Origin of the sequence: Actinotalea sp. Marseille-Q4924, from assembly GCF_916618755.1 — a bacterium.
In the GTDB taxonomy this organism is placed as follows: domain Bacteria; phylum Actinomycetota; class Actinomycetes; order Actinomycetales; family Cellulomonadaceae; genus Actinotalea.
This window is the reverse complement of sequence record NZ_CAKAKB010000003.1, coordinates 677,019-703,776: the sequence shown is the minus strand read 5'-3', so window position 1 is coordinate 703,776 and position 26,758 is coordinate 677,019. Positions and strand designations below refer to the sequence as shown.

Annotated in this window: 24 protein-coding genes, 1 tRNA gene and 1 pseudogene; 5 read left to right on the top strand and 21 right to left on the bottom strand. The window is 70.4% G+C overall.

The genetic code is table 11. The annotated features are described in order from the left end of the window. Positions 1-68: 68 nt before the first annotated feature. From LG379_RS09955 to LG379_RS09935, 5 genes are all read right to left on the bottom strand, one after another. A complete protein-coding gene (locus LG379_RS09955) occupies positions 69-2,234 on the bottom strand; it encodes a beta-glucosidase (protein WP_225754393.1) in 2,166 nt (721 codons plus the stop codon). Beyond that, positions 2,231-3,676: a glycoside-pentoside-hexuronide (GPH):cation symporter gene (locus LG379_RS09950; RefSeq protein WP_225754392.1), complete on the bottom strand. Its 1,446-nt coding sequence runs from the start codon at positions 3,674-3,676 to the stop codon at positions 2,231-2,233. The genes LG379_RS09955 and LG379_RS09950 overlap by 4 nt, the downstream gene beginning before the upstream one ends. A gap of 2 nt (positions 3,677-3,678) precedes the next feature. Then, positions 3,679-4,347, bottom strand: a complete 669-nt coding sequence (locus tag LG379_RS09945) for an AAA family ATPase (protein ID WP_225754391.1) — start codon at positions 4,345-4,347, stop codon at positions 3,679-3,681. 174 nt (positions 4,348-4,521) lie between these two features. Beyond that, positions 4,522-5,535 (bottom strand): PP2C family protein-serine/threonine phosphatase, encoded by a 1,014-nt coding sequence (locus LG379_RS09940; RefSeq protein WP_225754390.1) that lies wholly within the window; start codon positions 5,533-5,535, stop codon positions 4,522-4,524. Next, positions 5,508-5,795, bottom strand: a complete 288-nt coding sequence (locus LG379_RS09935; RefSeq protein ID WP_225754389.1) for a hypothetical protein — start codon at positions 5,793-5,795, stop codon at positions 5,508-5,510. Before LG379_RS09935 ends, LG379_RS09940 begins: the two co-directional genes overlap by 28 nt. Before the next feature lie 139 nt (positions 5,796-5,934). Between LG379_RS09935 and LG379_RS09930 the strand changes: the two genes are divergently transcribed. Further along, positions 5,935-6,183, top strand: a complete 249-nt coding sequence (locus LG379_RS09930) for an SHOCT domain-containing protein (RefSeq protein ID WP_225754388.1) — start codon at positions 5,935-5,937, stop codon at positions 6,181-6,183. Between the two features lie 2 nt (positions 6,184-6,185). Then, positions 6,186-7,688 carry a multicopper oxidase family protein gene (locus LG379_RS09925; RefSeq protein WP_225754387.1) on the top strand — a complete coding sequence of 501 codons (1,503 nt, stop codon included), beginning with the start codon at positions 6,186-6,188 and terminating at the stop codon, positions 7,686-7,688. Between the two features lie 1,018 nt (positions 7,689-8,706). On the opposite strand, the gene LG379_RS09920 is transcribed toward LG379_RS09925, so the two are convergent. The 6 genes from LG379_RS09920 to LG379_RS09895 all read right to left on the bottom strand — a co-directional run bounded on the left by LG379_RS09920 (position 8,707) and on the right by LG379_RS09895 (position 14,615). Then, entirely contained in the window at positions 8,707-9,420 is a 714-nt protein-coding gene (locus tag LG379_RS09920) for an MgtC/SapB family protein (RefSeq protein ID WP_225754386.1), read from the bottom strand. Between the two features lie 77 nt (positions 9,421-9,497). Beyond that, entirely contained in the window at positions 9,498-10,268 is a 771-nt protein-coding gene (locus tag LG379_RS09915; protein ID WP_225754385.1) for an HAD-IIA family hydrolase, read from the bottom strand. Between the two features lie 44 nt (positions 10,269-10,312). Further along, on the bottom strand, positions 10,313-11,158 hold the full coding sequence (locus tag LG379_RS09910; protein ID WP_225754384.1) for a carbohydrate ABC transporter permease: 846 nt from the start codon (positions 11,156-11,158) through the stop codon (positions 10,313-10,315). Then, positions 11,155-12,114 carry a carbohydrate ABC transporter permease gene (locus LG379_RS09905; RefSeq protein ID WP_225754383.1) on the bottom strand — a complete coding sequence of 320 codons (960 nt, stop codon included), beginning with the start codon at positions 12,112-12,114 and terminating at the stop codon, positions 11,155-11,157. The genes LG379_RS09910 and LG379_RS09905 overlap by 4 nt, the downstream gene beginning before the upstream one ends. Before the next feature lie 3 nt (positions 12,115-12,117). After that, positions 12,118-13,443: an ABC transporter substrate-binding protein gene (locus tag LG379_RS09900; protein ID WP_225754382.1), complete on the bottom strand. Its 1,326-nt coding sequence runs from the start codon at positions 13,441-13,443 to the stop codon at positions 12,118-12,120. A 59-nt stretch (positions 13,444-13,502) separates the two neighbouring features. Beyond that, entirely contained in the window at positions 13,503-14,615 is a 1,113-nt protein-coding gene (locus tag LG379_RS09895; protein ID WP_225754381.1) for an ABC transporter ATP-binding protein, read from the bottom strand. Positions 14,616-14,705: 90 nt separating this feature from the next. Between LG379_RS09895 and LG379_RS09890 the strand changes: the two genes are divergently transcribed. Then, the gene (locus tag LG379_RS09890) at positions 14,706-15,839 is read left to right on the top strand and encodes a LacI family DNA-binding transcriptional regulator (RefSeq protein WP_225754380.1); all 1,134 of its coding nucleotides are present in this window, start codon (positions 14,706-14,708) and stop codon (positions 15,837-15,839) included. On the opposite strand, the gene LG379_RS09885 is transcribed toward LG379_RS09890, so the two are convergent. Then, on the bottom strand, positions 15,840-17,459 hold the full coding sequence (locus LG379_RS09885; protein WP_225754379.1) for a TIGR03767 family metallophosphoesterase: 1,620 nt from the start codon (positions 17,457-17,459) through the stop codon (positions 15,840-15,842). 175 nt (positions 17,460-17,634) lie between these two features. Next, positions 17,635-18,900: a glycerophosphodiester phosphodiesterase family protein gene (locus LG379_RS09880; RefSeq protein ID WP_225754378.1), complete on the bottom strand. Its 1,266-nt coding sequence runs from the start codon at positions 18,898-18,900 to the stop codon at positions 17,635-17,637. A 162-nt stretch (positions 18,901-19,062) separates the two neighbouring features. Here LG379_RS09880 and LG379_RS16990 point away from each other — a divergent pair, with 162 nt between their 5' ends. Further along, the gene (locus tag LG379_RS16990; protein WP_304522453.1) at positions 19,063-19,233 is read left to right on the top strand and encodes a hypothetical protein; all 171 of its coding nucleotides are present in this window, start codon (positions 19,063-19,065) and stop codon (positions 19,231-19,233) included. Beyond that, positions 19,190-19,423 (top strand): annotated as a pseudogene (locus tag LG379_RS16985) (ATP-binding protein). Before LG379_RS16990 ends, LG379_RS16985 begins: the two are co-directional and overlap by 44 nt. Before the next feature lie 398 nt (positions 19,424-19,821). Here the strand turns inward: LG379_RS16985 and LG379_RS09870 are convergent. From LG379_RS09870 to LG379_RS09835, 8 genes are all read right to left on the bottom strand, one after another. After that, a tRNA-Pro gene (locus LG379_RS09870) sits at positions 19,822-19,895 on the bottom strand. Positions 19,896-19,920: 25 nt separating this feature from the next. Continuing rightward, positions 19,921-21,054 carry a hypothetical protein gene (locus LG379_RS09865; RefSeq protein ID WP_225754377.1) on the bottom strand — a complete coding sequence of 378 codons (1,134 nt, stop codon included), beginning with the start codon at positions 21,052-21,054 and terminating at the stop codon, positions 19,921-19,923. Continuing rightward, a complete protein-coding gene (der, locus tag LG379_RS09860) occupies positions 21,051-22,700 on the bottom strand; it encodes a ribosome biogenesis GTPase Der (protein ID WP_225754376.1) in 1,650 nt (549 codons plus the stop codon). The genes LG379_RS09865 and der overlap by 4 nt, the downstream gene beginning before the upstream one ends. Before the next feature lie 67 nt (positions 22,701-22,767). Further along, a complete protein-coding gene (locus tag LG379_RS09855) occupies positions 22,768-23,472 on the bottom strand; it encodes a 1-acyl-sn-glycerol-3-phosphate acyltransferase (protein WP_225754375.1) in 705 nt (234 codons plus the stop codon). Positions 23,473-23,490: 18 nt separating this feature from the next. Then, entirely contained in the window at positions 23,491-24,258 is a 768-nt protein-coding gene (cmk, locus tag LG379_RS09850; protein ID WP_225754374.1) for a (d)CMP kinase, read from the bottom strand. Next, a complete protein-coding gene (locus LG379_RS09845) occupies positions 24,255-25,415 on the bottom strand; it encodes a prephenate dehydrogenase (protein ID WP_225754373.1) in 1,161 nt (386 codons plus the stop codon). The genes cmk and LG379_RS09845 overlap by 4 nt, the downstream gene beginning before the upstream one ends. Beyond that, entirely contained in the window at positions 25,412-25,774 is a 363-nt protein-coding gene (gene aroH / locus LG379_RS09840) for a chorismate mutase (protein WP_225754372.1), read from the bottom strand. Before aroH ends, LG379_RS09845 begins: the two co-directional genes overlap by 4 nt. Before the next feature lie 136 nt (positions 25,775-25,910). Then, a complete protein-coding gene (locus LG379_RS09835; RefSeq protein ID WP_370634488.1) occupies positions 25,911-26,627 on the bottom strand; it encodes a pseudouridine synthase in 717 nt (238 codons plus the stop codon). Between the last annotated feature and the right edge of the window lie 131 nt (positions 26,628-26,758).

The window sequence follows — 26,758 nt, the reverse complement described above, 5'->3', positions numbered from 1 at the left end:
CGACGGTCGCGGTCCGGCCGCGGGACGCCGTCAGGGACAGCACCGTACGCCCCGCCCGGGCCGCGTCGTCAGCGGACGGCGACCGTCGCCGTCAGGCGGTCGTCCTCGCTGGACGTGCCCACGTGGAGCCGGTACGTGCCGGGGACCACGACGAAGTCGTGCGCGGCCGCGTCCCACACGGACAGCGGGTGGTGCGTGGCCGCGGGGTCCACGACCAGGCGGACGCGCGCGGACTCCCCCGGCTCCAGGTGCACCTTGCGGAACGCGACCAGCCGCTTGGGCGGCTGCCCGAGCGACTCCGGCAGGCCCAGGTACACCTGGACCACCTCGGCGCCGGCCACCTGACCGGTGTTGGTCACCGTGACCTCGACCGACAGCGGCGTGGTGCCGTCGGTCTCGGCCGCGCCCACGGCGAGGTCGTCGACGGTGAAGGTGGTGTACGAGAGGCCGTACCCGAACGGGAACAGCGGGGCGATGCCCTCGGACTGGTACCAGCGGTAGCCCATCCGGAGGCCCTCGCTGTACCGGATCACCGGGTAGCCGGCGCCCTCGTCGGTCCCCGGGTACCGCTCCGGGTGCCCGGCGAACGGCGTGTCCTCCCACGACCGCGGGTAGGTGGTCGGGAGCTTGCCGGAGGGGTTGACGACGCCGAGGAGCAGGTCGGCGACGACGTGCCCGTCCTCGGCGCCCTGGTTCCAGACCTCCAGCACCGCGGGCACGGCGTCGAGCCACGGCATGAGCACCGGGTTGCTGTCCTTGAGCACGACGACGGTGCGCGGGTTGAGCGGCGCGACCTCCGCGATCATCCGGTCCTGGTCGTTCAGCATGCTCGGGTGCGGCTGGTCCGCGCCCTCCGTGGCCACGAGGCCGGCCATGACGACGACGACGTCGGCGTCACGGGCCGCGGCCCGCGCCTCGTCCAGGTTGGACAGGTCGTCGGCGACCGTGACGCTGCGGACCTCGGCCGAGGAGCCGAGGCCGTCGAGGACGTCCCGCAGGCCGTCGAGGGGACGGACGGTGTAGAGCGGGTCCACCTTCGAGCTGCCGCCGCCCCCCTGGCAGGCCTGGTCGACGTAGGCGGCCTGCCCGATGACGACGACGCTCCCCATTCCCGGGTCGAGCGGCAGCAGGGCGCCGTCGTTCTTCAGCAGGACGGCGATCTGCTCACCGATGCGCCGGGACACCTCGCCGTGCCCCCGGGCGTCGATCTCTCCGGGCGCGTACGGCCGCTCGAACTGGCCGAACCGGAACATCTGCGTGTACCGGCGCACGAGCGCGCGGTCCACGGTCTGGATCTCGAGGCTCGTGTCGCGCAGCGCCGCGGTGACGGTCCCCTCGTTGAGCCACTTGGCGTCCGGCATCTCGTGGTCCATGCCCGCGTTGAGGGACGGCGCCGCCGAGCGGCACGACCAGAAGTCGGACTGGACGTAGCCCTCGAAACCCCACTCCTCGCGCAGGACGGTGTGGAGCAGGTACCGGTTCTCCGTCGCATAGGTGCCCCGGACTCGGTTGTACGCGCTCATCACGGCCGCGATCTGCGCGTCCTTGACGAGCATCTCGAACGGCAGCAGGTACAGCTCGCGCAGCGTCTGCTCGTCGACCTCCACGTTCGCCCGGAAGCGCTCGTGCTCCTGGTCGTTGACGACGTAGTGCTTGGCCATGGCGATGAGGCCGTGTGCCTGGATCGCCCTGGTGACCTCGACACCCATGACGCCGCTGAGGTAGGGGTCCTCGGAGAAGTACTCGAAGTTGCGCCCCCCGGTCGGCAGCCGGTGCAGGCACACGCCCGGACCCTCGAGGACGTGCTGGCCCAGCGTCGCCGTCTCGTCCCCGATGAGGTCCCCGTACGTCCGGGCGAGCTCGGGGTCGAACCCCGCGGCCAGGCCGATCGCCATCGGCAGGGCGGTGGCCTTCGGGCTCGGAGTGCCGTCACCCATGCCGACACCCACCGGGCCGTTGGTGATCCGGAACCGCGGGATTCCGAGCTCCTCGATGCCGGCGACGTGGCGCTCGACGCGGATCTGGGCGGCGAGCTGCTCGAGGTCCTGTCCCTCGGCCGCCGCTCGCGCACTGATCTCGTAGATGTCGATCGTCTCCATCGCCCCGTGCAGGTGGGCGATCTTCTGCTCGAGCGTCATCGCGGCCACCAGGAGGCGGGCGCGCTCCGCAGGTGCGAGCGACGTGTCCGTCCAGGGCCGGTCCGTGCTGCGGCTCGGCGCGGCCTCGCCGCTCACGACGGGCTCCCGGGCGTCGTCGGCACGGCGAGGGCACGGCGCGCCGCGATCTCGCCGGCGATCTGCCGGTACTTCTCCTCCGTCAGCGGGTAGAAGGCCATGACGGCGATCGAGACCAGGGTGAAGGCGCCGATGAGGCCACCGGTCCAGAGCTGGATGTTCTCCGCGACCCCCGGCCGCTGCGCGTCGCCGCTGGAGGCGAGGGATGCGCTGAAGCCGGCCCACGTCAGAGCGAAACCGCCGACGAAACCGCCGAGTGCCTGCCCCATCTTGCGGGTGAAGGAGAACACCGCGTACGTGGTGCCCTCGGTGCGGTTCCCCGTGCGCCACTCGCCGTACTCGACCGTGTCCGCCTCCAGGGCCCACATGAGCGTGTTGACACCGTTCAGCGCGATCCCGATCAGGAAGAAGGCCACCGGGCCCCACCACGGGTTCGAGCCGAGCGGGGCGAAGGCCAGGACGGCCGCCCCGAGCAGGCTGACGCTGCCGAATGCCACGTAGCCCGCGCGCTTCCCGATGGTGCGCACGACGGTCGGGATCAGCGGACCGACGACGAAGAGGGCCACCGTCTGCGCCAGGACGTTCCATGCGATGAACTGCGCGTCCTGCTGGACGTAGATGGCCACGTAGGACGCGAGCGTCGAGAACGCCGTGACCCCGGTGAGGAAGAGGACGGCCCCCGCGGAGAGCCACAGCAGCGGCTTGTTGGTCGTGAGGGTCCGCAGGCTGTCCCGCATCGACACCGGGGTGGCCGGACGGGCCACCTGCTCCTGCGTGTTGAACACCAGGAAGAGGTAGAGGGCCATGCCGACGACGACCAAGCCGGCGGTGGTGATGAACAGCGACCGCTGCAGTGCCTCAGGGTTCTCGATGTTGGCCCGGATCTGCGGCGCGATGATGAAGGCGAGCGCGAGGATGGCGACAGCGGCCCCGTACCCGCGGAAGGCGGCGAGCTTGCCACGCTCGACAGGTACCTGGGTCAACGCCGGGGCCATCGAGCCGTACGCGATGTTCACGAGGGTGTAGAAGATCGAGCCCATGGCCAGGTACGTCACGTACATGTAGACGACCGCCGCGGTGCCGGAGATCTCCGGGAAGAACGTCCTCGCGGAGTAGATCGCCATGCTCGAGAGCAGCAGGGGCAGGGAGAACCAGAGGATGAACGGCTTGAACTTGCCCAGCCGGCCCGATCGCTTGGCGTCGACCGCGCGCCCGACCAGCAGGTCGGTGAACGCGTCGATGAAGCGGACCACCAGGAACATCGTGCCGATGACGGCCCCTTCGACCCCCACGACGTTCGTGTAGTAGAGGATGAGGAACATCCCCGCCATGGTGAACGAGAGGTTGTTCGCGGCGTCGCCGGCGGCGTACGCCAGGTAGTTGCGCAGCGTGAGCGACCGTGCGGTGACGACCGGAGCGGTGACCTGCGTGACGGTGTTCATGCTCAGGACTCCTGGGGACGACGGGCCGGCGCCGCGGGGGCGGACGGGGTGATGGCGCGCACGACCTGGACGATGGCCTGCACCACGGCGTGCAGCGGGATGCGGCTGGTGTTGACGACGACGTCGTAACGATCCGGCAGGCGGGGGTCCCAGCCGTAGAGCACCACCGACATCTGCGCGCGGACCTCGTCCTCCCGCACCTGACGTCGAGCGGCCTCCGTCACCGAGATCCCGGACTCCTCCGCCGCCCGCGCGACGCGGTCCTCGACGGAGCCGGTCAAGAGCACGTGGACCGTCCGCGGCCGCGACGCGAGGACCACCGTGGCGTTGCGGCCCACGATGACCCCTCCCTCGGCGGCGTCGGCCCACACGCTCCGGTTGTTCGTCATGACGAGGTCGTACTTGTCCTGCTGCGTCGCCACGACGTCACGCCCCTCGAACCCGCCGTAGGCGCCGCCGAGCGCCGAGTACACCTGGGCCAGGGTGGCGTTCTGCGCGGTGGAGCCGTCGTCGGCCGCTCCGAGGTCGTCGGAGGTGAAGGCCTGCGCGTGGAAGGGGAGCCCGAGCTCCTCCGCCACCGCGCGTCCGACGGCTGACGCGCCGGCTCCGTAGTGCTCGAAAAGGGTCACGACCGGTCGGTCGGACGGCGTCGCGGCTGGGTCGTCGCTCATCGGGATTCTCCGTCTCCGTCGGCACCGTCCGGCGCCGGCGGGAGGGTCCCGTGAGGCGGCCACCTGAGGTGCTGCACCCAGTCCACTGCGCGCGACGATCGGACGGCAACCGGTTGCCAACTGTTGCCACGACATGCCACCGACCGTCGTGTGCCGGTCGGGCGAACCGCGTGGCTACCGGCCGACGTCCGCGCCGCTGAGGGTGGTCCGACGCGTCGAGCCCCCGTGCCACTCGAGCAGCACCAGCGCGGCGTCGTCCTTGATGATTCCGCCGGTCGCCTCGAGGAACGCCCGGGAGAGGTCCTGCGCGACGTTGCGCGGGTGCCGGTCGGCCGTGTCGCCGAGGAAGCCGCGGATGTCGAAGGCCGCCGCGGTCCGCTCGTACATCCCGTCGGTCATGAGGAGCAGGCGGTCGCCGGGAAGCAGCCACAGCTCCTGCTGCTCGAAGGCTCCCGCCCGGATCCCGAGCGCCGCGTTGCCCGCGGCGGCGACGTCGACCACCTCGCCCCCGCGCAGCAGCAGCCCGCCGGGGTGCCCGGCGTTGACGATCCGCAGGGCGACGGGACTCGACGGGTCCTCGTGGTCGTCCGGCTCGGTGACGTCGGCCGTCGTCAGGTCCACCTCGAGCACGATGCCGGTGACGAACTGCCCAGCCTGGGCGTGGGTGAGCAGCGCCTCGTTGGCCGCCTCCACCTGCTCCAGGAGCGTGGCGCCGCTGCGCCGGGCGTTGCGCAGCGCGTTGACCGTGAGCGTGGCGAGCAGGGACGCGGTCACGTCGTGACCCACCGCGTCCGTGAGGCTGACGGTGAGCCGGTCGGTCGAGGCGGTGTAGTCGAAGGTGTCCCCGCCGGCGCTGGCGGACGGCTCGAACCAGCCCGCCAGCGTGAAGGCCCCGCCCTCGCACACGAACGCCGACGGCAGCAGGCGGCGCTGGATCTCCATCGCCAGGCTGAACGGCGCAGACCGCATGGCGGTCTGGAAGACGTCCGTGTGGCGCTGGTTCGCGATCACGATGTAGCCGAGGGTGTGAGCCACCGCGTTGAGCTGACGCACCACCGACTCCCTGAGGAAGGCCCCGTCCGCGTCGGTGCCGGCCGAGGTCCAGCAGTCGTCGGCCGGCAGGTGGACGACCAGGACCCCGAGGGCGTCCCCTCGCACCGTCACCGGCACGTACGCCCGCCGCTGCACGGCGTCGACCTCGAGCCGCTGGTGGCGCCACGCCTCGCCGGGCGGCGTGGTGTGTTGAGGTCCGCCCGGACGGCGTTGTCGAGATGGTCGATGAGGGCGTTCCCGCCGGCATCGGCGATGAGGAACCTCACCTCCCCCGTCCCCAGGGCGCGCTGGAGCTCCTGGTTCGCCGCGACCACCGCAGCGGCCGGGGACGTCTCCTCGGCCGCCGTCAGCAGGTTGGCCACGTCCACGCCGAGGTCGTCCATGCTGCTGAGCATGGCAGCAGGGTCCACCGGCGGACAGCCCTGGTGCCCGGCCACGGCATGGTGACCGACCCTGCCCCGGGCGACCCGAGATGAGGCGTAGCGTGGACAGATCAGCCGTCGCCGGCGACGACGGCAGACGGGAGACGGTCCTGTGACAGCACCGTGGAACGGCATGGGCGCGTGGATGGGCTGGGGGTGGCTGTTCTTCCTGCTCGTGGTCGCCGGGGCGGTGCTGATCGTGGTCGCGGTGGTCCGGGCGACAGGCAGCCGGACCACTTCTGCAGGTGACGTCGCCGCCCGACCACCGCGCGCGGAGGAGATCCTCGCCGAGCGCTACGCCCGCGGCGAGATCGACAAGGACGAGTACCAGGAGCGGCTGCGAACGCTGCGGGGCGACTGACGGTGGAGCCGATCAGCCGGCGCGGCGCCATCCAGCTGGGCGTCCTCGGTGCGGCGAGCGTGGCGGTCGGCGTCGTGGGGCTCTCACGCACCGGCGTACCGCCCGACCTGACCCCAGTCGGCCGGGCGCCCACGGCGGGCTCCGCGGTCGACGGGCTCGCGATGAAGGAGCCGCCGACGCTGCGCAGCACCGACGGGCTGCTGCGTGTGCGCCTGGACGTGGCGCCGACCGAGGTGGACGTCGCCGGCACCCGCGCGCGCATGCTGACCTACTCCGGACACCTGCCCGGACCCACGTGGCGCGTCCGCCCGGGCGCCCGCGTCGACGTCCGCCTGCACAACGGGCTCGAGGAGCCGACCAACCTCCACGTGCACGGCCTGCACGTGTCTCCCGAGGGGAACGGCGACAACCCCTTCGTCTCGGTGCTCCCGGGAGAGTCGTTCGAGCACGTCATCCACATTCCCGAGGACCACCCCGCGGGGACCTTCTGGTATCACCCTCACCATCACGGGCATGTGGCGGACCAGATCTTCGGCGGCCTCTACGGAGCGATCGTGGTCGAGGACGACGACGTCCCGGTCGACCGGGACCGAGTTCTGGTCATCTCGGACACCTCGTTCACCACGGACGGCGCCGTCCGCAGCGCGTCACGGTCTGAACGGATGGCCGGACGAGAGGGCGAGCTCGTCCTCGTCAACGGCGAGGTCCGGCCCGTCCTTCGGGCGCGTCCGGGCGAGGTGGAGCGCTGGCGTCTCGTCAACGCCTGCGTCTCCCGCTACCTGGACGTGGCGCTTCCCGGGCAGGAGGCGCTCGTGCTCGCCCGGGACCAGGGCCGGGACGCGCCGCCGGCGCCGCTCGAGTCGGTTCTCCTGGCGCCGGGCAACAGGGTGGAGCTCCTCGTCACCGCGCGTTCCGGCACCGTCGAGCTCGTCTCGCGGGGCCACGACCGCGGCGCGCCGGGGATGGGCATGATGCGCGGCCGCTCCGACCTCAGCGGGCCGGTGGCGCTCGCCACGTTGGTGGTCTCCGGCGAGGCGACGTCGGGTGAGGTCTCGCCTCCTGGGCCGCCGGCTCGCGTCGACCTGCGCACGGCGGAGCCTGCTCGGCGGCGGGACATCGCGTTCACCATGGGCATGGGCATGGGGATGGGCATGCGAGGGGCGGGGATGACGTTCGGGTTCGACGGGCGGGGGTTCGACGCCGACCGGCTCGACCAGGAGGTCTCCGGCGGCACCGTCGAGGAGTGGACCATCCGCAACCGCACGCCCATGGACCACCCGTTCCACCTGCACGTGTGGCCTATGCAGGTGGTGGACGACGACGGCGCCCGGCCGGACGAGCCCCGCTGGCGCGACGTGGTGAACGTGCCCGCGCGCGGAGCCGTCACCGTGCGCATCGCCTTCGACGACGTCATCGGCCGGACGGTCTACCACTGCCACGTCCTCGACCACGAGGACCTCGGAATGATGGGCGCGGTCGAGGCGCGCGCTCCCGGTCCGATGTGATGCGTGAAGTCCCACTCAGGGCGTCAGGACACCGAGAGGGCCGTCCCGCCTCAGCGGAACGGCCCCCTGACCTGCTCTTTCACTGTCGGGATGACAGGATTGGAACCTGCGGCCCCTTGACCCCCAGGGTGTGCTCCGCCTCGTGCAGGCGCACGCGCCGTTTCTTTTTCGCAGGTCAGGGTCCGTTTGTGTCCATGAGCGTCCACCTTGGCCCGCGGGGATGCGACATCCAGCAACCCGACGCATCGGCGCAGCGCCAACGGTGCCGTCGCGACCATGACGAGCATCGGCGACCACAGCGTTAGCGCGTTCCCGCCTATCTTCCCCGCGGGCGAACTCCACATCGATGCTCGTGACCTGCCTCGTAGCCTTGTGAGCGAGCACCCGGAACTAGCGGAGCGCCGGCTCGAGGGCGGCATCGTTCGCCCGCCGGAGACCGTCGTCGGCGCCGTCCAGGCGGCGTTTGCCCCCGGTCCTGCAGACCCGATTGAGACTTCTGCCGTATCCCCGCTTGTCGAACCATTCTCGTTCTCGCCGCGACCTGGGGCGGAACCGCTCGGCTTCGTCAGGACCCCGGCCAGCAGCTAACGAGGGGCGCCCATCGGCTCGCCATCGTCCGCCCCGCTTACCACGTCACCAACGAGGGCCGTGTCCTCGTCACACCCCCCTTCCGCGCCCTTTAGACAGTCGCCGGATGCGCCGTGCCACGCCGGGCTTTCGAGGTCAGGGCGATCTGGACGGGTGCCCTCGCCGCCGGTCGCGTGAAGGTGCCCGTCCGGCTGTACTCGTCGACGAACCGGTGGATCTAGTTCCGCCAGTGGCCGGACCGGCGTGCACCGATCTCTGACTTCAAGCCGCGCGTGCACCTCCGGGATCTTCTGCGGATGAGGACTGGCGACTGCACTGGTCGTAGTCGAGAGCCCGTCCGAGCAAGCCATCCTCGAAACGACCAGCGGTGAGTGGTCGGTCGGTAGTGCGCACCTCGGAAGGGATCGGACTGCCCCCGGTCCGCACGAGATCAGTCTTCGTTCTCGTCCTCGTCCTCCCGGAAGGCGACGCTGCGCACGTCCGAGATTTCCGCGATGGCCGGGATCGCTTCGCGAAGGGGCGTACGACCGCGCAGCCGAATGTCCATGACCACCGTCCTCGGTTCGTCCTTGCCGTCTCGTGTGCTTGAGATCAGCGCAGCTTCGAATCCCAGGGCCGTCGTCGTAGCAAGAACGGAGCGAAGCACTCCGCGCCCGTCGACATACCGTATGCGCAGCGTCCGTTTGCGATCTCCCGTGGGGATCTTGTGGACCAGTGTCGCCAGAACCGTCAGCGTGAGCAGATGCATCACCGTGAGCGACGCCGCCATCAGGACCATGCCGGCCCCGCACGCCATACCCACCGCGGCAGCTACCCAGATCGTTGCTGCCGTCGTGAGACCGCGGACGACGTCCTTGCGGGTGAAGATCACGCCGGCGCCCAGGAAACCGATGCCGCTGACAATCTGCGCCGAGATGCGCGACGGATCGATGATGGATCCGACACCAACGACGGACTGGAAGCCGAAGGCTGACACCAGCGTGAATGCCGCCGAGCCCACTCCGACCAGGACGTGGGTGCGGAACCCAGCAGCCTTCTGGCGGATCTGTCGCTCGATCCCGATCAACGAACACAGGATGAATGCGGCGCCGAGGAGGAACAGCTCTGTGACGAGCGTGTCCGTCGTCTGAAAAACTCCGTTCACGGGGCTCCCCCTCTCTCTCTCCGGAACTTGCGGTCGGCATATGATGGTGCAGATGGCACAGCCACAACGTTTTTCGGTTACAGGGTGACGCCCAGCAGATCGGGTAGTCGAGCGACCGAGTCGACTACGTACGTCGGGTGGTCGGCCGTCGGATCAAGGTCGTGCCGATTCGTCACGCCCGTGAGGACAAGCGCTGTCTGCATGCCGGCACGTCGCCCGGTCTCCACATCAGTTTCCACGCGGTCACCGACGATCATCACCGCCTCGGCCCCAAGACCCAGCCGCTCGAGAGCCGCCTCGGCGATGACAGACGAAGGCTTTCCGATCAAGACGTCCACCGACCGACCCGTACTGACTTCAAGAGCTGCAACGATGCCGGCGCAGTCCGGAACGACACCATCCGCGACGGGACACGTCACGTCAGGGTTGGTGACCGCGAAGAGGGCACCCCCCAGGAGCGCCTGGAAAGCGGTGTTCCACTTCGCGTAGTCAAACGTTCGGTCGAATGCTGCCAAGACGACGTCGGCCTCCTGGCCGTCGACGACTACCACTCCGCCGTCCTTGAGCTCGCGGATCAGCGACTCTTCCCCCACGACAAAGACCCGAGCGTCCGGCCGGTGCAGACGGAGCCACTCAGCTGCGACACCGCCGCTGGTCAACACCTCGGCTGGACGGGTCGCGACGCCCATCGCAGTCAGCTTCTCGGAATAGGCGCCGGCTGTCGCTGTGGGGTTGTTCGACACGAAGACGATCCGCATCCCGGCATCCCGCAGGGCGCGGATCGCCTCGACGGCTCCCGGGATGAGGACGCCACCCCGGTACACCGTCCCATCAAGGTCGAAGATCACGCCTCGGACAGCCCTGGCTGCAACCTGCGTCTCACGGACACCGGTCAACGGATGCCTGCCCTCATGAAGCTCTGGACAAACTGCCTCTGGAAGATCAGAAAGGCAATGAGGAGAGGCGCCACGACGAGGATGGTGGCGGCCGAGAGCAGGGTCCAATCGATCCCAGATTCCGTGCCGTTATAGACCGCAAGGCCAACCGTTAGAGGGCGGGACTCGACGCTGTTGGTGATGACCAGCGGCCACAGGAAGTTGTTCCAGTGGGTCGCGACCGACACCAGCCCGTACGCAACGATCGTCGGTTTCGCTAACGGCACGTAGACTCGCCATAGCCGTCCCAACCGAGAACAGCCCTCGATCTCGGCCGCTTCGTCCAACTCGATCGGCATGGTCTTGAAGGTCTGCCGGAGCAGGAAGATTCCGAAAGCGCTCGCGATGTAGGGCAGCCCGATAGCGGGGATCGTGTCGACCAGGCCCAGAGTGGCCATCGTCGCGTAGTTCTCCGAGATGAGAATGTCAGGCATGATCATGAGCTGTATCAGGACCAGCGCGAACGCGACGTTCTTCCCGAAAAACTCGAACCGGGCGAACGCATACGCGGCCAACACGCCGAGCACGATCTGCCCTGCAAGGATCCCGAGCACGAGCAGCACCGTGTTGAGGTAGTAACGATCGAACGGCGCACCGTTCCACACGGTGACGAAGTTCTCGAAAGTCAGTGGCGCAGTGATGTCGAACGTGCCGGCCGATTCGCGATGGTGCACCGAGGCCCAGAGCGCAAACAGGAGGGGCAGCAGCCACAGCGCTCCCAGCACCCACGCGCCGAACGTCTCGACAGCGCGGCCGAAACTCAGCGACCCGTGCCCAGGGAGGGCGTTCGTGTTGGCGCTCATTGGTAATGGACCCGCTTCCCGAGAACGGTGAACTGCAGGACCGCGACGGTGCCGAGGATCAGGACCAGGGCGACCGTGAGTGCTCCGGCGTAGGCCAGGTCGAAGAAGCTGAAGGCCGTCTCGTAGATGTAGTAGAGCAACAGGTTCGAGGCGTTGTTCGGACCACCGCCGGTCATGATGAACAGGTGATCGATGATCTTGAAGACGTCCGTCACCGCGACGACGAACACGAACAGCGTCGTCGGCATGAGGAGCGGGAACGTGACCCGGCGGAAGTGGTACCAACGGGAAGCGCCCTCGAGGCTGGACGCCTCCTCCAGCTCAGGCGAGAGGTTCTGCAGGCCCGCCAGATAGAAGATCATGAAGAAGCCTGCATGCTTCCAGATCATCATGATCACCAATGCCCACAGCACGGTATCGGGGTTCCCGAGCCAGTTGCGCGTCGGTAGGCCGAGCCAGTCACCGAGGACTACGTCGACAAAGCCTAGCCCGGGCGAGTAGAAGAACAGCCAGATGCTGGCCACCGCCACCATCGGCAACACGGTGGGCGTGAAGTAGGCGAGCCGGAGGTAGCCCTGACCGTGGATCTTGCCGTTGACCCACACCGCCATGAGGATGGCCAGTGCCATGCTTGCCGGCACCACACCGAGCGCCATCAGCAGGTTGTTCTCCACGACTTGCCAGAACACGTCGTCATTGAGCATCCGCTCGTACTGACCCAAGCCTGTCCCGCCACCTCGCTCCTCGGTGCTCCGAATCACCGAACGGATGATCGGGTAATGCGTGAAAGCGATGAGGACTACGAAAGCCGGCGCCAGGAGTGCCCAGGCGTACGCCTGGTGGCCCAGGCCGGGACGGCCGCTGCGCCCACCTCGGCCCAGGCGCCGGGGAGCCCGGGCCGAGGTGGTGTCGCCTTCCTCGACGTCAGACGGTGACGATGAGAGGACCGTGGCCATCGGTCAGCCCCTGTACGGTTCGAGGATCTGGTCAACCTGGTCCTGGAGCTCCGTCATCGCAGCCTCTGGCTCAACCTGGCCCGTCAGGACAGACGCGATCGCATCGTTGACCAGCTGGACGACGCGGCCGTTCTCGTGCGTCGAGAGCTCGACGACGGCGTTCTCGAGCTGATCGCGCGCGACGGCTGCCTCGGGGAACTCGGCGACGTACTCCGTCATCGCTTCGGTTTCCCACGCCTCTGGACCGGTCGCGACGTAACCCGTCTCGATGCTCCAGGCAGCCGTGTTCTCAGGTGACGTCAGGCACTCGGCGAGGGTCAGCGCCGCCTCGCGCTGTGCCTCGTCAGCCTGCTGGAAGATGTAGATGTTGCCGCCGCCGGTCGGCGAACCGGGCCGCTCGTGGGCAGGTAGCTCGCTGACGCCGAAATCGAACCCTGCGTTCTGCCGGACATTGGTCAAGTTGCCCGTCGTCGTCCACATCATTGCGGTCCGGCCCTGCAGGAAGTCCTCCGGGGTGGAAGCCCACTCGGTGGTTCCGGGCGGCATGAGGCCCTGCTGCTGGAGAGAGAGCCAGTACTCCATCGCTTCGACGACCGCGGGATCGTCGAACTGAGTTTGCGTACCGGTGCCGTCGGTGACCTCGGACCCGGCCTGGGTGGCCAGCGCCTGCAGCATCCAGTAGCCGAACTGTGTCGACGGGATCTCGATCCCGTACTCCGCGGCTCCGGACTCAACGATGGCCTTGCTCATGGCCTCGAGCTCTTCCCACGTCGCCGGGGGTGCTTCGGGGTCCAGGCCCGCCTGCGCGAAGAGGTCCTTGTTGTGGTACTGGACGATGGTCGAGCGCTGGAACGGCACGCTCCAGATCGTTCCGTCGGCGTCGATGCCGCCCTGGAGGAATGCGTCGTAAAACCGGTCCTCGACCCAGCCGAGGTCGTCGGAGATCTCGTTGAGGGGCACGATGAGGTTCTGGTCCTTGAGCGTGAAGAGCTCGGTGGAGAGGAGCACTGCGAGGTCTGCTCCCTCACCGGACCGGGCGGCCGTCTGAGCCTTCGTCATCGTGTCGGCGTAGCTTCCGGAGTACACCGCCTCCACCGAGATGTTCGGGTGCTCCTCGGTGCACGTGGCGATCAGCTCGTCGACGACGCCAGTGAGGGGTCCTCCGACGGCGATCGGGTAGTACATCGTGAGCTCGACCTGCTCGTCACCGCTACCCGCCGCGGCACCGCCGTCGGCGTCACCACCGCCGCAGGCGCCCAGAAGCAGGCCGCCGGCGGCGATCGGGGCGATGAGCATCACCTTCCGGTTGCGCATCATGTTCTTGGACATCTTTGGAGCCTCTCTTCGGTCAGACGGGAGTACGCGATGGGTCCGGCGTCTGCACGCCCTTACCGACCTCCCCCCGGCTCGACCAACTCGGCCATCGGAATCCGCAGACGGGTGTCCCGGTCGAAGAACCGCAGCTGGTCCGGGTCTGCCTGGAGCACGACCCGGGCGCCCTCGTCGACACGGACGATCCCGGGCATGCGCGCCACGACTGAGTGCTCGGGGGTGACCTCCACGGTGAGGAGGGTCTCGGCACCGAGGATCTCCGTCGTCCGGACCCGGCCGGCAAACGTCGCCGCTCCGGTGCGCTCCGTGAGGGAAAGAGTCTCCGGCCGCACGCCCAGGAGCAGTTCCTTGGACGAGCCGCCGACCGAAACCGGCCAGCGTGCCTCGCTGCCCGGCACGACGAGCTCGCCGTCGCGCGCCTCGACCGGGAGCAGGTTCATCGGCGGCGAGCCGATGAACGCTGCGACGCCCGCGTCGGCCGGGTCGACGTAGAGGTCCACCGGTGACGCTGCCTGGGCCACGTCGCCGTCCCGCATGACCACGACGTGGTCGGCCATCGTCATGGCCTCCACCTGGTCATGGGTGACGTAGATGACCGTCAGTGCCAGGTCCCGCTGCAGCGCACGCAGCTCGATCCGCATCTGGTGGCGGAGCTTGGCGTCCAGGTTCGAGAGGGGCTCGTCCATGAGGACGACCTTGGCGTCGCTGACCAGGGCCCTCGCGAGCGCCGCGCGCTGGCGCTGGCCGCCGGAAAGCTGGCTGGGGCGACGGTCCAGGAACGGCGTGAGCCCGACCTTCTCGGCAGCTTCGCGCCCCTGGCGCTCCCGCGTCTTCTTGTCCACCTTGCGCACGCGCAGCCCGAAGACGATGTTCTCCATGACCGACAGGTGCGGATAGAGCGCGTAGTTCTGAAAGACCATGGCCACGTCGCGCTTCGCCGCCGGGATGTCGTTCACCCTCTGGCCGTCGATGAGGACCTCACCCGCGGTCGCCTGCTCGAGCCCAGCGATGATCCGCAGGGACGTCGACTTGCCGCAGCCCGAGGGCCCGAGCAGGACGACGAACTTCCCCGACGGGGCCATGATGTTGACGCCGTGCAGCACGGCGGTGCTGTGGCCCTTCGCATCTGTGAACGACTTCTCCACTGCTCGAAGCTCAACGTCGGACACTGGTCCTCCAGAGGGGTACGGCGGTGTACCGGGCAAGACCGCTTCGGCCTATTCGGCGACTGTACCTAAATCGTTTAAGACGGTCAACGCGTGGCTTCCGTGTGGTTTGCTTCTGGTCAAGGGCGCGGTGCGTCGAGCCGGTACGTCGGTTTCCGCGCGGGGCGGCGCAGGGCGACGTCTGCCACCAGCACCTTGCTGGCCCGCCCGCTCGCCCGCCCGAGAAAGGATCCCGTGGATCGCCGACCGAGCATCCGAGACGTCGCGCGTGAGGCCGGCGTGTCGACGGCGCTCGCCAGCTTCGCGCTCAACGACCAGAAGGGTGTCTCGGCTGCCTCGCGGGCGCGGATCCTCGAGGCCGCCGAGAAACTCGGCTACCGCGCCGATCCGGTCGCCCGTGCGCTGCGCACCGGTGATGGGAACGCCTACGGAGTGATGATCCGAAACATGGCTAATCCGTTCTTCCTCGACGTGCTGCGCGGCGCTCAGGAGGCGGCCACGCGTCAGGGCGCAACGATCCTGGCGGTTGACTCGGAGTACTCGGTGGAGCGGGAGCGCGAGCACATCGACCTCCTCGTGGCCCAGCGCGTCCGTGGTTTGGCGATCGCACCGGTTGGGTCCGGAGAGGGCGTTGCCCGGTGGCTGGAGCTGTGTCCCGGGCGGTCCACTGTGGTGATCAACGCACTCCGTCCCACCAACGCACGGGTTACCCGTGTGTCCCCGGACAACGAACGCGCGGTCACACTTGCCGTGGACCACCTGGTTGAGCTCGGGCACCGCCGCATCAGCTTTCTGACGGCGCCTGCCGGGCTGGTGGCGGACGACGATCGGAAGCGGTGCTTCCTACGGCGCTGCATGGAGAGAGGCGTGGAGCCAGACCTGGTGGAGACCCACCTGAGCCTGGAACGGGTGCACTCGGCGGTCACCGCTCGCCTCCGGTCGACCCAGCCACCTACGGCGATCATCACGAACTCCGACTTCACGGCGCACGCGGTCTACCGGGCTGCACGCGACTGCGGCGTGCTCGTCGGTAAGGACCTCTCGGTCGTGGGCCACGACGACCTCCCGTCGTCACAGCTACTCGATCCACCGTTGACCACGCTCCGGCTGGACCGCCTGTCGATCGGCAAGGCCGTTTTCGCGCGGCTGGCAGACCCGGAGGGACTCGGTGACCACGTGGAGCCGGTAGAACTCATCCAGCGACGGTCGACCGGGCGGGTGGGCTGATCAGCGGACGCGACCAGTTGAGGATCGGCGGGCGCGGGGGTCGGGCAGGACGAGTTCGACGTTGCGGTCCGCGACCGTTCCCTGAGCCTCGAAGCCCCCGACGCCCATGGGGTCGTTGGCCGCGAGCTCGCGGTGCCACGACGCCAGGCCTCGCGGCGATGACATGTCGTCGGGCGCGAGAGGCGCGGCGTGGTCCACAGCCGTGCAGACGATCGACAGAGTCCCGTCATCGTTGTCCATGATCTCCATCAGCCGCGCCTGGGATGGCCAATCCATGACCGAGGACGTGGTGATCTCCCAGAAACCACCGGTTGTCGTCGCTTTGGGCCGCAACGCATTGCGGTGGATGTGACCACTGACCCACGCGACCACATGGGGGAACCGGGCCAGCGTCGCTGCGAGCTCCTCCCCGAGCACCCTGCCGCCCGGGTCCTCACCTGGGCCGACGCGGTCGTTCGTCATGCTCGTGCGCGGATGGTGTGAGGCGACGACCACCAGACGATCATCCCCGCCACCGCTCACGACCCGGCCGTCGGCGTCCTCGTAGTGCCGGTGAACCTCGTGCAGGCGCTCGGTCAACCACACGAGCTGACGGCGGTCCAGGCTGCCCTCGAACAGCCCCGACGGGTTCGTCGTGTCCAGCACGATGACCCGCAGGCCTGGCACCCCGTCGTAGGCGTAGTACGTAGTCCCCTCACGCAGGTTGGCGCGGGTGAGGCCGTGACCCGACGGCTCCTCACCAACGCCGAAATGAGACTCGACGAACTGCTCACGCGTCAGCAGGCGTCGTTCATAGCTGGCCGTGACGTCCCACGCTGGGCCGGTGAACATCTGGGCCGCATCACTGACGAAATCGCCGAGCGGGCCGGGCGGCAGGTCGAACACCTTGCGGTGCCCGACCGTGAGGGCCGCCAGAGCACGGTCCGCCGGCGCTCTTCCCTGCACCAAACCGTCGTGGTTGCCATAGCAGGTCAGCCACGGCACGGTGAGTCCCGAGGCCCGGAAGGGGCGCAGACCTGCGTTCACCAGTCCGGGTGCGTGGGGGAAGCCGTGCGCCCGACCCCAGAGGTTGTCGGGATCGTCCGGCGCCCACGCCCACGGGAAGCGTCCATCTTGGACGCCCTCGTACTCCGGCCCGCCGGAGTCCATGCTCACGTCGCCTCCGGAAAGCAGGCGCATGAAGGACTGCAGTTCGTTCCACTGCATGTTGTCGACGTTGTCGCCCGTCGTGAGCACGAGCTGCAGCTCCGCCCCGGTCAGCGGGCTCGTGCGCAAGCCGTTGAGCGCCGTGACCAGCGCCTCCGTGGCGTGCGCCGCCAGAACCTCCTGGGGACGCTGCATCGGGAGCAGCAGGGCCGTGTCGGGACGACGGCCGAAGCGATGGAGCGCCTCGAGCCTGCCAGGCGATTGCACGTCGATCAGCTGGACGTCTGTCAGGTGGGCCAGGTAGGCGAGGCTGCGGCGCTGACTGTCCACGCGGCGTTCCGCTAGTTCGGTCCGGGGCCGATGCGGCTCCCCTGGCCCCCTTTCAAGCCCGTAGTACGGCTGCTCGGAGCCCTGACGCAGAATCGGGCCCCTCCGGATCGTCGAGTCGAGCGTCGACCCGGTCGTGCCCTGCATGTGACTCCTTCGTCGATGTTCCGTTGAGACGGGTGCCACGTGCGCCGGTCTCCGCGCTTCCGCGCTTATGCGCTTCCGCGAAGACCGGCGCACGTGTGCCAGAAGTTCGCCGCCCGGCCTCAGGTGGCCGCCCAGCAGCGGCAACCGTCACCGTCGCTGGGTGGGCGGCGGTCGCTCAGTAGTACGCGTAGAGGTCCACCAGCTCCAGGTCCGGGGTGAACACGGCGATGCTGTCCCCGCTGTTGTTCAGCACGTTCGAGGTACCACCGACGTAGTACTTGTCCGCGGTATTGGTACCCGTGCCCGTGTAGACGTTGAGCGTGGCGCCGGGGGCCAGTGTGTAGCCCTCGCCGACCACCAGGCGATTGATCACGGCATCCTGGAGCACGTAGCCGCTGACGTCCACCGTGGTGTCGCCCGTATTGGTCAGCACCACGTGCTCACCCGTCTCCGGCTGCAGATCACTCCCCGGGACGTCCTCCACCACGTCGAGCACCTCGATCCCGTTGGCCCCAGGAATGGGGTCCAGCCCGCACTGCACGCGGGCAAGTACATCCGGGAAGTCCGTGATCACCGAGTCGACTCCAAGTTCGGTGACCGCCAGCATGTGATCGACGCTGTTCACGGTGTACACATCGATGGTCAGACCGGTGGCCTGGACGCGCTGAACGTCGGCCGGGTCGAGGTTGCGATAGTTCGTCACGATGCCGTCCGCCCACGTCGCCAGGTCTGCGAGTTCCGCGTCGGACTCAGGTACGTCGCCGATGTAGAGCACCGGGATGTGCGGGGCCAGCTCGTGGAACATTCTCAGCGACTGCTCGTCGAACGAGCTCACCAGGATCTGGTCCCGTGCAATGAGCCGCTGCCAGTACCGGTTGTCCTCCAGGGCCGTCGCCAGCGCCTGCTCGACACCCGGCGAGTTCTGTGGTGACTTGAGCTCGATGCTGATCCCGGTCTGAGGGTCGGTGGCCTGGGCTGCCTCCACCAGGGTCGGGACGAGCTCCCCGTCGAACTCATCGCTGAAGTACGACCCGGCGTCCAGCTGGCGGAGCTCCTCGAATGTGAAGGTCACCAGGGGGTCGTCGGCACGGTCGGGAAACACCTCAGCCACATTCGTGGTCCGCGCGCCTGTCGTGTCGTGGAACAGCACCAGCTCACCGTCGGCACTGAGATTGACGTCCACCTCGATGTAGTCGGCCTCGGCGTCGGCAGCTTGTTCAAAACTTGCAATCGTGTTCTCCGGAGACAGCCCCGCGCTACCGCGGTGACCGACGATATGCGGCGGGTCCCCCTTGGTGCACTGCGGGTCCGCCGGCACGGCAACCTGCACCTGCGTGTCTACCGCGGCCATTGCGGTCGTTGCGCCTGTGGCGGTCAAGACCCCGACACCGGCGACCGACGTCACAAACTTTGCCCAGTTGTGGATGCGGTGCGTCCTCACGTCGGACCTCCTCGTTGAGTCGACATACCGAGCGCCGTGACCAACGCCCGGCTGGGTCCGGCCACGGTATCTTAATCGTTTTAGGTCAGCAAGACCCTGGTGAGGGGTCCCGTCCTCGGCCCGCCCGGCACCGGCAACACCCAGCTCGCGACCGGGATCGCGATGCGCGCCTGCCAAGCCTGGCACCGCGTCCTGTTCGCCACCGCCGCGGAGTGGGTGGACCGACTCGCGACCGCCCACCACGACGGGCGCCTGAAGGACGAGCTATGCCGCCTGGGTCGCTACCCCGCTGCTGGTCGTCGACCAGGTCGGTCACATCCCCTTCGAACCTGAGGCCGCGAACCAGTTCTTCGAGCGCGTCTCGGCCCGCTACGAACGAGCGTCCTTGATCGTGACCTCGAACAAGCCCTCCGGCCGCTAGGGCGAGGACTTCGGCGACGACACCGTCGCCGCCGCGAGGATCGATCGGCTCGTCCACCACGCCGACGTCATCGCCCTCAAGGGCGACTCCTACCGACTCTAGAACCGCGACCTCGGCCGCCCACCGGCGGCTGTGACCGACTGACAACCCCACACCCGAGGGGTCCCGTTTCACCCGTCGCAAGGGGTCCGCTTTCAGCCGTCGTTTGACAGGCGCACCACAACGCCGCGCTGGCCACGCGCATCCGATGGCGTCCGCAAACTGACTGGACAAGCGCTGACGTGGGCGCGCGGTCAGCAGCTGTCGTGCCTGGACACCCTCCGCTCGCTGACACGGAACTGGCCTCACATAGGCTCGGCTCGCGCGGACGCGCCACCCATCCGTGGCACGTCGATGCCATGTTCGTCCAGAGCGTACTTGGGCTCCCCCTGAGGCGTCCCTCGGCGACCAGAGGGCCGCTCCGCGGAAGCGGAACGGCCCTCTGACCTGCTCTTTCACTGTCGGGATGACAGGATTTGAACCTGCGACCCCTTGACCCCCAGTCAAGTGCGCTACCAAGCTGCGCCACATCCCGAACGGCTCGTCGAGCCGCCGATACTCTACCGCACCTCCGGCCCGCCGTCGGACGCCGTGCCCGCCGCGCGGGCGTCCTCGGCCTCCCTCGCCGCCGCCTCGCGGCGTGCCTCGGCCGCCTCCATCTGGCTCAGCTCGGCGACGACGAGACCCAGCACCACGAGGTCGACGAGCAGTCCGGCCGTCGCCGCCCACTCCTGCAGCCGGAACACGAAGACCTGCGTGACCAGCAGGCTCACGAGCACCGCGCGCCGGAACAGCCGGTACGCCCGTGGCCGGTTCCGCCGGACGACCGCCAGCCCCACCAGCGCGACGAGCGTCGACACCCCCGCGCTCACGACGAGCGCCACGAGCATCCACCCCGGGACGTCCGTGCCGCTGGACCACGCCAGCAGCCCCTGCAGCACCCCGGCGCCGGTGGCCAGCAGGAGGGCGCCGACGGTCACCCACGGCACCCACCGCGCCGTCACGAGCCGTCGGAAGCCCGTGACGACGAGCGCGGCGCTGCGGTCGACGACGTTCGGCAGCTCGGCGTGGTCCTCCTCGATCTCGTCCAGGAGCCGGCGCACCTCCTGCGCACCGGGCACGTCGCCGGCGCGCTCGAGGAGGCCGTGCGCCTCGTCCCGCGTCCGTGGGGTGAAGCCGCCCGTCAGCCCCGACACCGCGTGGTCCGCCGCCCCGGCCAGGTACTCCTCCGGCCGGTGCGGTCGCCGCCCGTGCAGCGCCTCGGCGATGAGGACCAGCGCGACGACGGTCACGTAGATGAGCGCGGCCGTCGGCTCGTAGAAGTAGTCGTTGTCGGACGTGACGAACTTGCCGATCTCGTCGATGAACAGGCCGAAGCCGACCCCGCCGACGAGGGCGCCCAGGGGTCGCACCACCGGCCCGGCGAAGGACAGCAGCAGCACGAAGGCGAGCGCCATGAGCAGGCCGCCCCACAGGACGTGCGCGACGTGGAGGCCACCGCCACCGATCTGCGGGTAGCCCGCGGCGGCGAGGAAGGCCCGCGTCAGCAGGACGCTCGCCACGGTCGTGACCAGGAACGCCGCGAGGTGTCGCGAGGCCGCGGGGTCGCGCGGCATGCCCCAGCGCAGCAGCACCGGACGCTGGGCCACGCCCGACGGCGACGCCGCTGGACGCCCCGCCGACGCCGTGCTCACCGCTTGCGCTTCTCCCGCACCCGCACCGAGATGGAGATCGGCGTGCCCTCGAAGCCGAACGTCTCCCGCAGGCGCCGCTCGATGAACCGGCGGTAGCCGGCCTCGAGGAAGCCGGTCGCGAAGATGACGAACCGCGGGGGCCGCGTGTCCGCCTGCGTCGCGAAGAGGATCCGCGGCTGCTTGCCGCCGCGCAGCGGGTGCGGGTGCGCCGCGACCATCTCGCCGAGGAACGCGTTGAGCCGGCCCGTGGGGATCCGGGTGTCCCACGAGTCGAGCGCGCGCTCGATCGCCGGTACCAGCCGGTTCTTGTGCCACCCGGTCTGCGCGGACAGGTTCACGCGCGGTGCCCACTGGATCTGCACGAGGTCCTGCTCGATCTCGCGCTCGAGGAACGGCCGGCGGTCCTCGTCCATGAGGTCCCACTTGTTGTACGCGATGACGAGCGCGCGGCCGGCGTCGATGACCTGCTGGATGACGCGCGTGTCCTGCTCCGTCATCGGCACGCTCGCGTCGACGAGCACGACAGCGACCTCGGCCTTCTCGATCGCGGCCTGCGTGCGCAGCGACGCGTAGAAGTCCGCGCCCTTGGTCTGGTGCACGCGCCGGCGGATGCCGGCGGTGTCCACGAACACCCACGGCTTGCCGCCGAGGGCGATGAGCTCGTCGACCGGGTCCCGGGTCGTGCCGGCCGTGGCGTCGACGACGACGCGCTCCGAGCCGGCCAGCCTGTTGAGCAGGCTGGACTTGCCGACGTTCGGCCGGCCCACGAGCGCGACGCGCCGCGGACCCTCCGGGCGCAGCACCCCCCCGAACTGCGCCGTCTCCGGCAGCTTCTTCACCGCGGCGTCCAGGAGGTCACCCGTGCCGCGGCCGTGCAGCGCCGAGATGGGGTGCGGCTCGCCGAGGCCGAGGCTCCACAGGGCGGCAGCGTCGGACTCCTGGCGGGGCCCGTCGACCTTGTTGGCGGCCAGCACGACCGGCTTCTTCGCCTTGCGCAGCAGGCGGACGACCTTCTCGTCCGTCGCCGTCGGGCCCACGGTCGCGTCGACGACGAACAGCACGACGTCGGCCAGCTCGATCGCCACCTCGGCCTGCTCCGCGACGCGCGCCTCCATGCCGGCGACGTCGACCTCCCAGCCGCCGGTGTCCACGAGCGTGAAGTCGGTGCCCGCCCACTCCGCCGGGTAGCTCACGCGGTCCCGGGTGACACCGGGCGTGTCCTCGACGACAGCCTCCCGGCGACCGAGGATCCGGTTGACGAGCGTGGACTTGCCGACGTTCGGCCGCCCGACGACGGCCAGGACCGGCAGCGGGCCCTTCGGCGCCGCGTCGGCGTCGCCCTCGCCGGGGTGGTCCAGCAGCGCCAGGTCCTCGCCCGAGAGGTCGTAGTCCTCCAGGCCGGCCCGCAGCGACTGCGCGCGGACCAGGTCGTCGTCGGTCTCCGCGCCGGCCCGCGCGGAGGTCGGCTCGAGGGACGGTTCGTCGTCCTCGGCGTCCCCGTCCTCGCCTGCACCCTCGCCGTCGAGGCCCGCGGCCTCGTGCGGGTCCGCGGGCGCGCCGGTCAGCCCCGCGGCGTCGGCGAGCTCCTCGGCGGCGGGGCGGGGCTCGTCGAGCTGGGTGCGGTCGGCGTGGGGCTGGTCGGTCATGGGGTCCATCCTCCCCTGCCGCGGCACCCGACGACGAACCGGGCCCTCACGCCCGCGGCGCCGAGGCTCAGCCGTCCCCGAGCGGGGCGTCGTCCGGCAGCACGAGCCCGGTCCGGGCGACGGTCGCCCGAACGTGCTCCGCGAGGGTCACCCGCAGCACCTCGTGCGCCTCCGCCACCACCTGACGACCGCTCACCCCGGGGGCGCGGTCCAGGTGGACCGGCGTGCCGAACGCCACGACGAGCCGGCGCCGCAGCCCGGGCACGTGCCCGACGGCCTCGCCGGTCCGCCGCGTGCCGAGGACCGCCGTGGGCACCACGGGCGCTCCCGAGTTCACGGCCAGCCACGCGACGCCGGCGCGCGCCTGGGTCGCGTCGCCGCGCCCGCGCACCCCCTCGGGGAAGATCCCGACGGCGCCGCCGCGCCGCAGCACACCGAGCCCTGCGGCGAGCGCCGGACGGCCCCCGTGGCGGTCCACCGGGATCTGCCCGGCTGCGCGCAGGACGGACCCGACCGGACCGCGGAACATCTCCTCCTTGACGAGGATGTGCGTGCCGCGCGGGACCACCCCGTGCACGAGCGGGCCGTCGACGAACCCGATGTGGTTGGCGGAGATGATCACCGGCCCGTCCAGGGGCACGTGGTGGGCGTCGAGCACCTCGGTGTCCCACACGACGTGGGCCAGGAAGCGGCCGATCTGGCGCGACCACCGGGGGCCGGACTCCGACGGGACGGGCAGGCCCCCGCCGGTCGTCGCCCTCGCTGCGCTCATCGGGCGCTCATCGGGTGCTCACCGCGCCGCGACCTCGCGGACCACCGCGAGGACCGCGTCGACCGTCTGCTCCAGGTCGAGGTCGGAGGAGTCGACGGTGACGACGCCGTCGGCGGCGGTGAGGAAGTCCACGACCGTGGAGTCCTGCGCGTCGCGTCGGACCACCTGGTCCCGCGTCGCCGCCACGCTCGCCGTGTCCGCGCTGCCGTGGACCTCCAAGGCCCGGCGCGCCAGGCGCGCCTCCTCGCTCGCCGTGAGCAGGATCCGCACGTCCGCGTCCGGTGCGATCACCGTGGTGATGTCGCGGCCCTCGACGACGACGCCGCGGCCGCCGCTCCACCCCCTGGGTCCCCGCTCGGCGCCGATGACGGCCCGCTGGCGGGTGCCGAGGTCCGCGCGCGCCTCGAGGTTCATCGCCACCCGGCTCACCACCGAGGAGATCGCGGTGGTGCGGATCGCGGCCGCCACGTCCGTGCCGTCGACCGTGAACGTGGGGGCCTGGGGGTCCACGCCCACCTCGAGCGGCATGTCCCGCACGGCCGCGGTGACGGCGTCCTCGTCGGCGAGGTCGACGCCGCGCTCGAGGCACCACCACGTCGCCGCGCGGTACATCGCCCCGGTGTCGAGGTACGCCAGGCCCAGCGCGGCGGCGACGCGCCGGCACACGCTCGACTTCCCGGAGCCGGACGGTCCGTCGACGGCGACGACGACGGGACGACCGGCGCCTCCGGTGTCCGGGTGGGGCACGGCAGCCTCCTCGTGGGGTGCGGGACGGGTGGGTGTCATCCGCCGGAGGATCCTGCCAGGCGCCAGCCGCGCTCGGTCAGCGCGCGCTCCAGCGTGTCGCGGAGCCCGCGCAGCACCGACAGCGACGCCAGGCCGACCGGCTGGCTGGGCGCGTGCTCGAGCTGCAGCTCCTCGAGGTTCACCCCGGCGGCGCCGACCTCCGCCAGGAGCCGCGCCAGCTCGCCGGGCCGGTCGGGCACGAGCACGGTCACGACGTCGTACGCCCGCCGGATGCCGCCGTGCTTGCCCGGGACCCGGCTCACGCCGGCGTTGCCGGCCGCGATGGCCTCGGCGACCGTGCCGAGCGCCCCGGCGACCACGGACTCGGCGTCGCGGGCCACCGCGGCGTGCCGCAGCGCGCCGAGCAGGCGGTCCAGGTCCGAGCGGAGCACGTCCAGCACCGGCACGACGGCCTCGGCGTTGGCGGCGAGGATGGAGGTCCACAGCCCCGGGTCGCTCGCGGCGATGCGCGTGACGTCCCGCAGGCCCTGCCCGGCGAGCGCCAGCGCCGCCGGGTCCGCGTCGGCGAGACGGGCGGCGACCAGCGACGCCGCGATCTGGGGGACGTGGGAGACGAGGGCGACGGCGTCGTCGTGAGCGCGCGCGTCGAGCATGACCGGTGCGGCGCCGACGTCGGCGGCGAGGTCGCGCACGGCGAGCACCGCCTGCGGGCTCGACGCCCCGGACCCCACGACGACCCACGGACGGCCCGCGAACAGGTCCGCCCGCGCCGCCGTCGGCCCGGACCGCTCCGAGCCCGCCATCGGGTGGGAGCCCACGTAGCGCGCCAGGTCGGCACCGGACCGCTCCAGCTCGGCCAGCACCGCGCTCTTCACGCTGGCGACGTCGGTGACGACCGCGCCCGGGTGCGCGGCCAGCTCGGCGAGGACCACGTCCGGCGTGACGTCGGGGGGCGCCGCGACGACGACGAGCCGGGGGGCGTCGTCCGCGGTCGCCAGGCGGCCCGCGCCGACGTCCCGGGCGAGGACCGCGGTCGTGCGCGAGGGGTCGTGCAGGACGACATCCACCCCGTGGGCGCGCAGGGCCAGCCCGATGCTCGTGCCCAGCAGACCCGTCCCGACGATCCGCACGGGACCGCGCGTGGCCGCGGGCGCCGGTCCCGTCCCTGGCGTCGAGGAGTTCCCGGGCACGCTCACTGCGCGAGGTCCTTGCGGAGCACGGTCGCGCCGTGCAGGTAGACGTGGCGGATGTCGGTGCGGGGGCGGTCGACGTTGACGTGGGCCATGAGCCGCACGACCCGCGGCAGGGCCTGCGGGACGTCGATCTCGACCGCGCACATGAGGGGGACGTCGCCCATGCCCATCTCGCGCGCGGCCGCGGCGGGGAAGTCGCTGCGCAGGTCCGGGGTGCAGGTGAAGAGGATCGAGACGAGGTCGTCGACCGCGAGGTCGTTCGCGCGCAGCACCTCGCGGACCAGCTCGCCGGTGCGCTCGAACAGGTGCTCCCGCTCGTCCCGGTCGAGCTGGGTCGCCCCACGGATCGCGCGGACGGTCACGGTGCACCTCCTCCACGTCCCGCCGCCTGCGGGACGGCGCGAGACTACCGGCCGTCGTCGGCGCCGACCCGGGCCGACCGGCCCGTGAGCGCGGCGGGACCGACCGCCGGGCGGCGGCACGGCGCGACGGCGACCGCTACAGGCCCACGTCCGCCATGAGACGGCCCAGCTCCTCGCGGCCCAGCACCCGCGTGCGCCCCGGACGCAGGTCGCCGAGGCGGATCGGGCCCACCTGGGTCCGCACGAGCCGCGTCACCGGGTGGCCCACCTCCTCGAAGAGGCGACGCACCACGCGGTTGCGACCCTCGTGGATCACGACCTCGACCATCGTTGCCCCGGGCGTCGCGTCGACCACGCGGAACCCGTCGACCACCACAGGACCGTCCTCGAGCTCGACGCCGCGGCGCAGGCGCGCCCCGACGCCGGGTCGCACGCTGCCCTCCACGGTGGCGAGGTAGGTCTTGAGGACGCCGTGCGCGGGATGGGCCAGGCGGTTCGCGAGCTCGCCGTCGTTCGTGAGGAGCAGCAGGCCCTCGGTCTCCGCGTCGAGGCGCCCGACGTGGAACAGCCGCTCCGCGCGGTCCGCCACGAACGGGGCGAGGGACGGCCGCCCCTGCGGGTCGTGCATGGTCGACACGACGCCGGCGGGCTTGTTGAGCGCGAGGGTGACCAGCGACGTGTCGAGCTGCAGGCGCATCCCGTCGACGTGGATGGTGGCGCCGCGCGGGTCGACCCGGACGCCGAGCTCGCGCACGACGACGCCGTCGACGCTCACCCGGCCGTCGCTGATGAGCTCCTCGCACTTGCGTCGCGAGCCGAGGCCCGCGGTGGCGAGGACCTTCTGCAGCCGCACGCCGTCCGGGTCGTGCACGTCGCGCGGGGGCTCGGCGGGTCGGGACGGGGCGCGTGCGGGACGGGGCGGACGGCCACCCGCACCCCCGGCACGGCCACTGCGGCGGTCCCGCGTGCCCCGCTCCCCTGCCC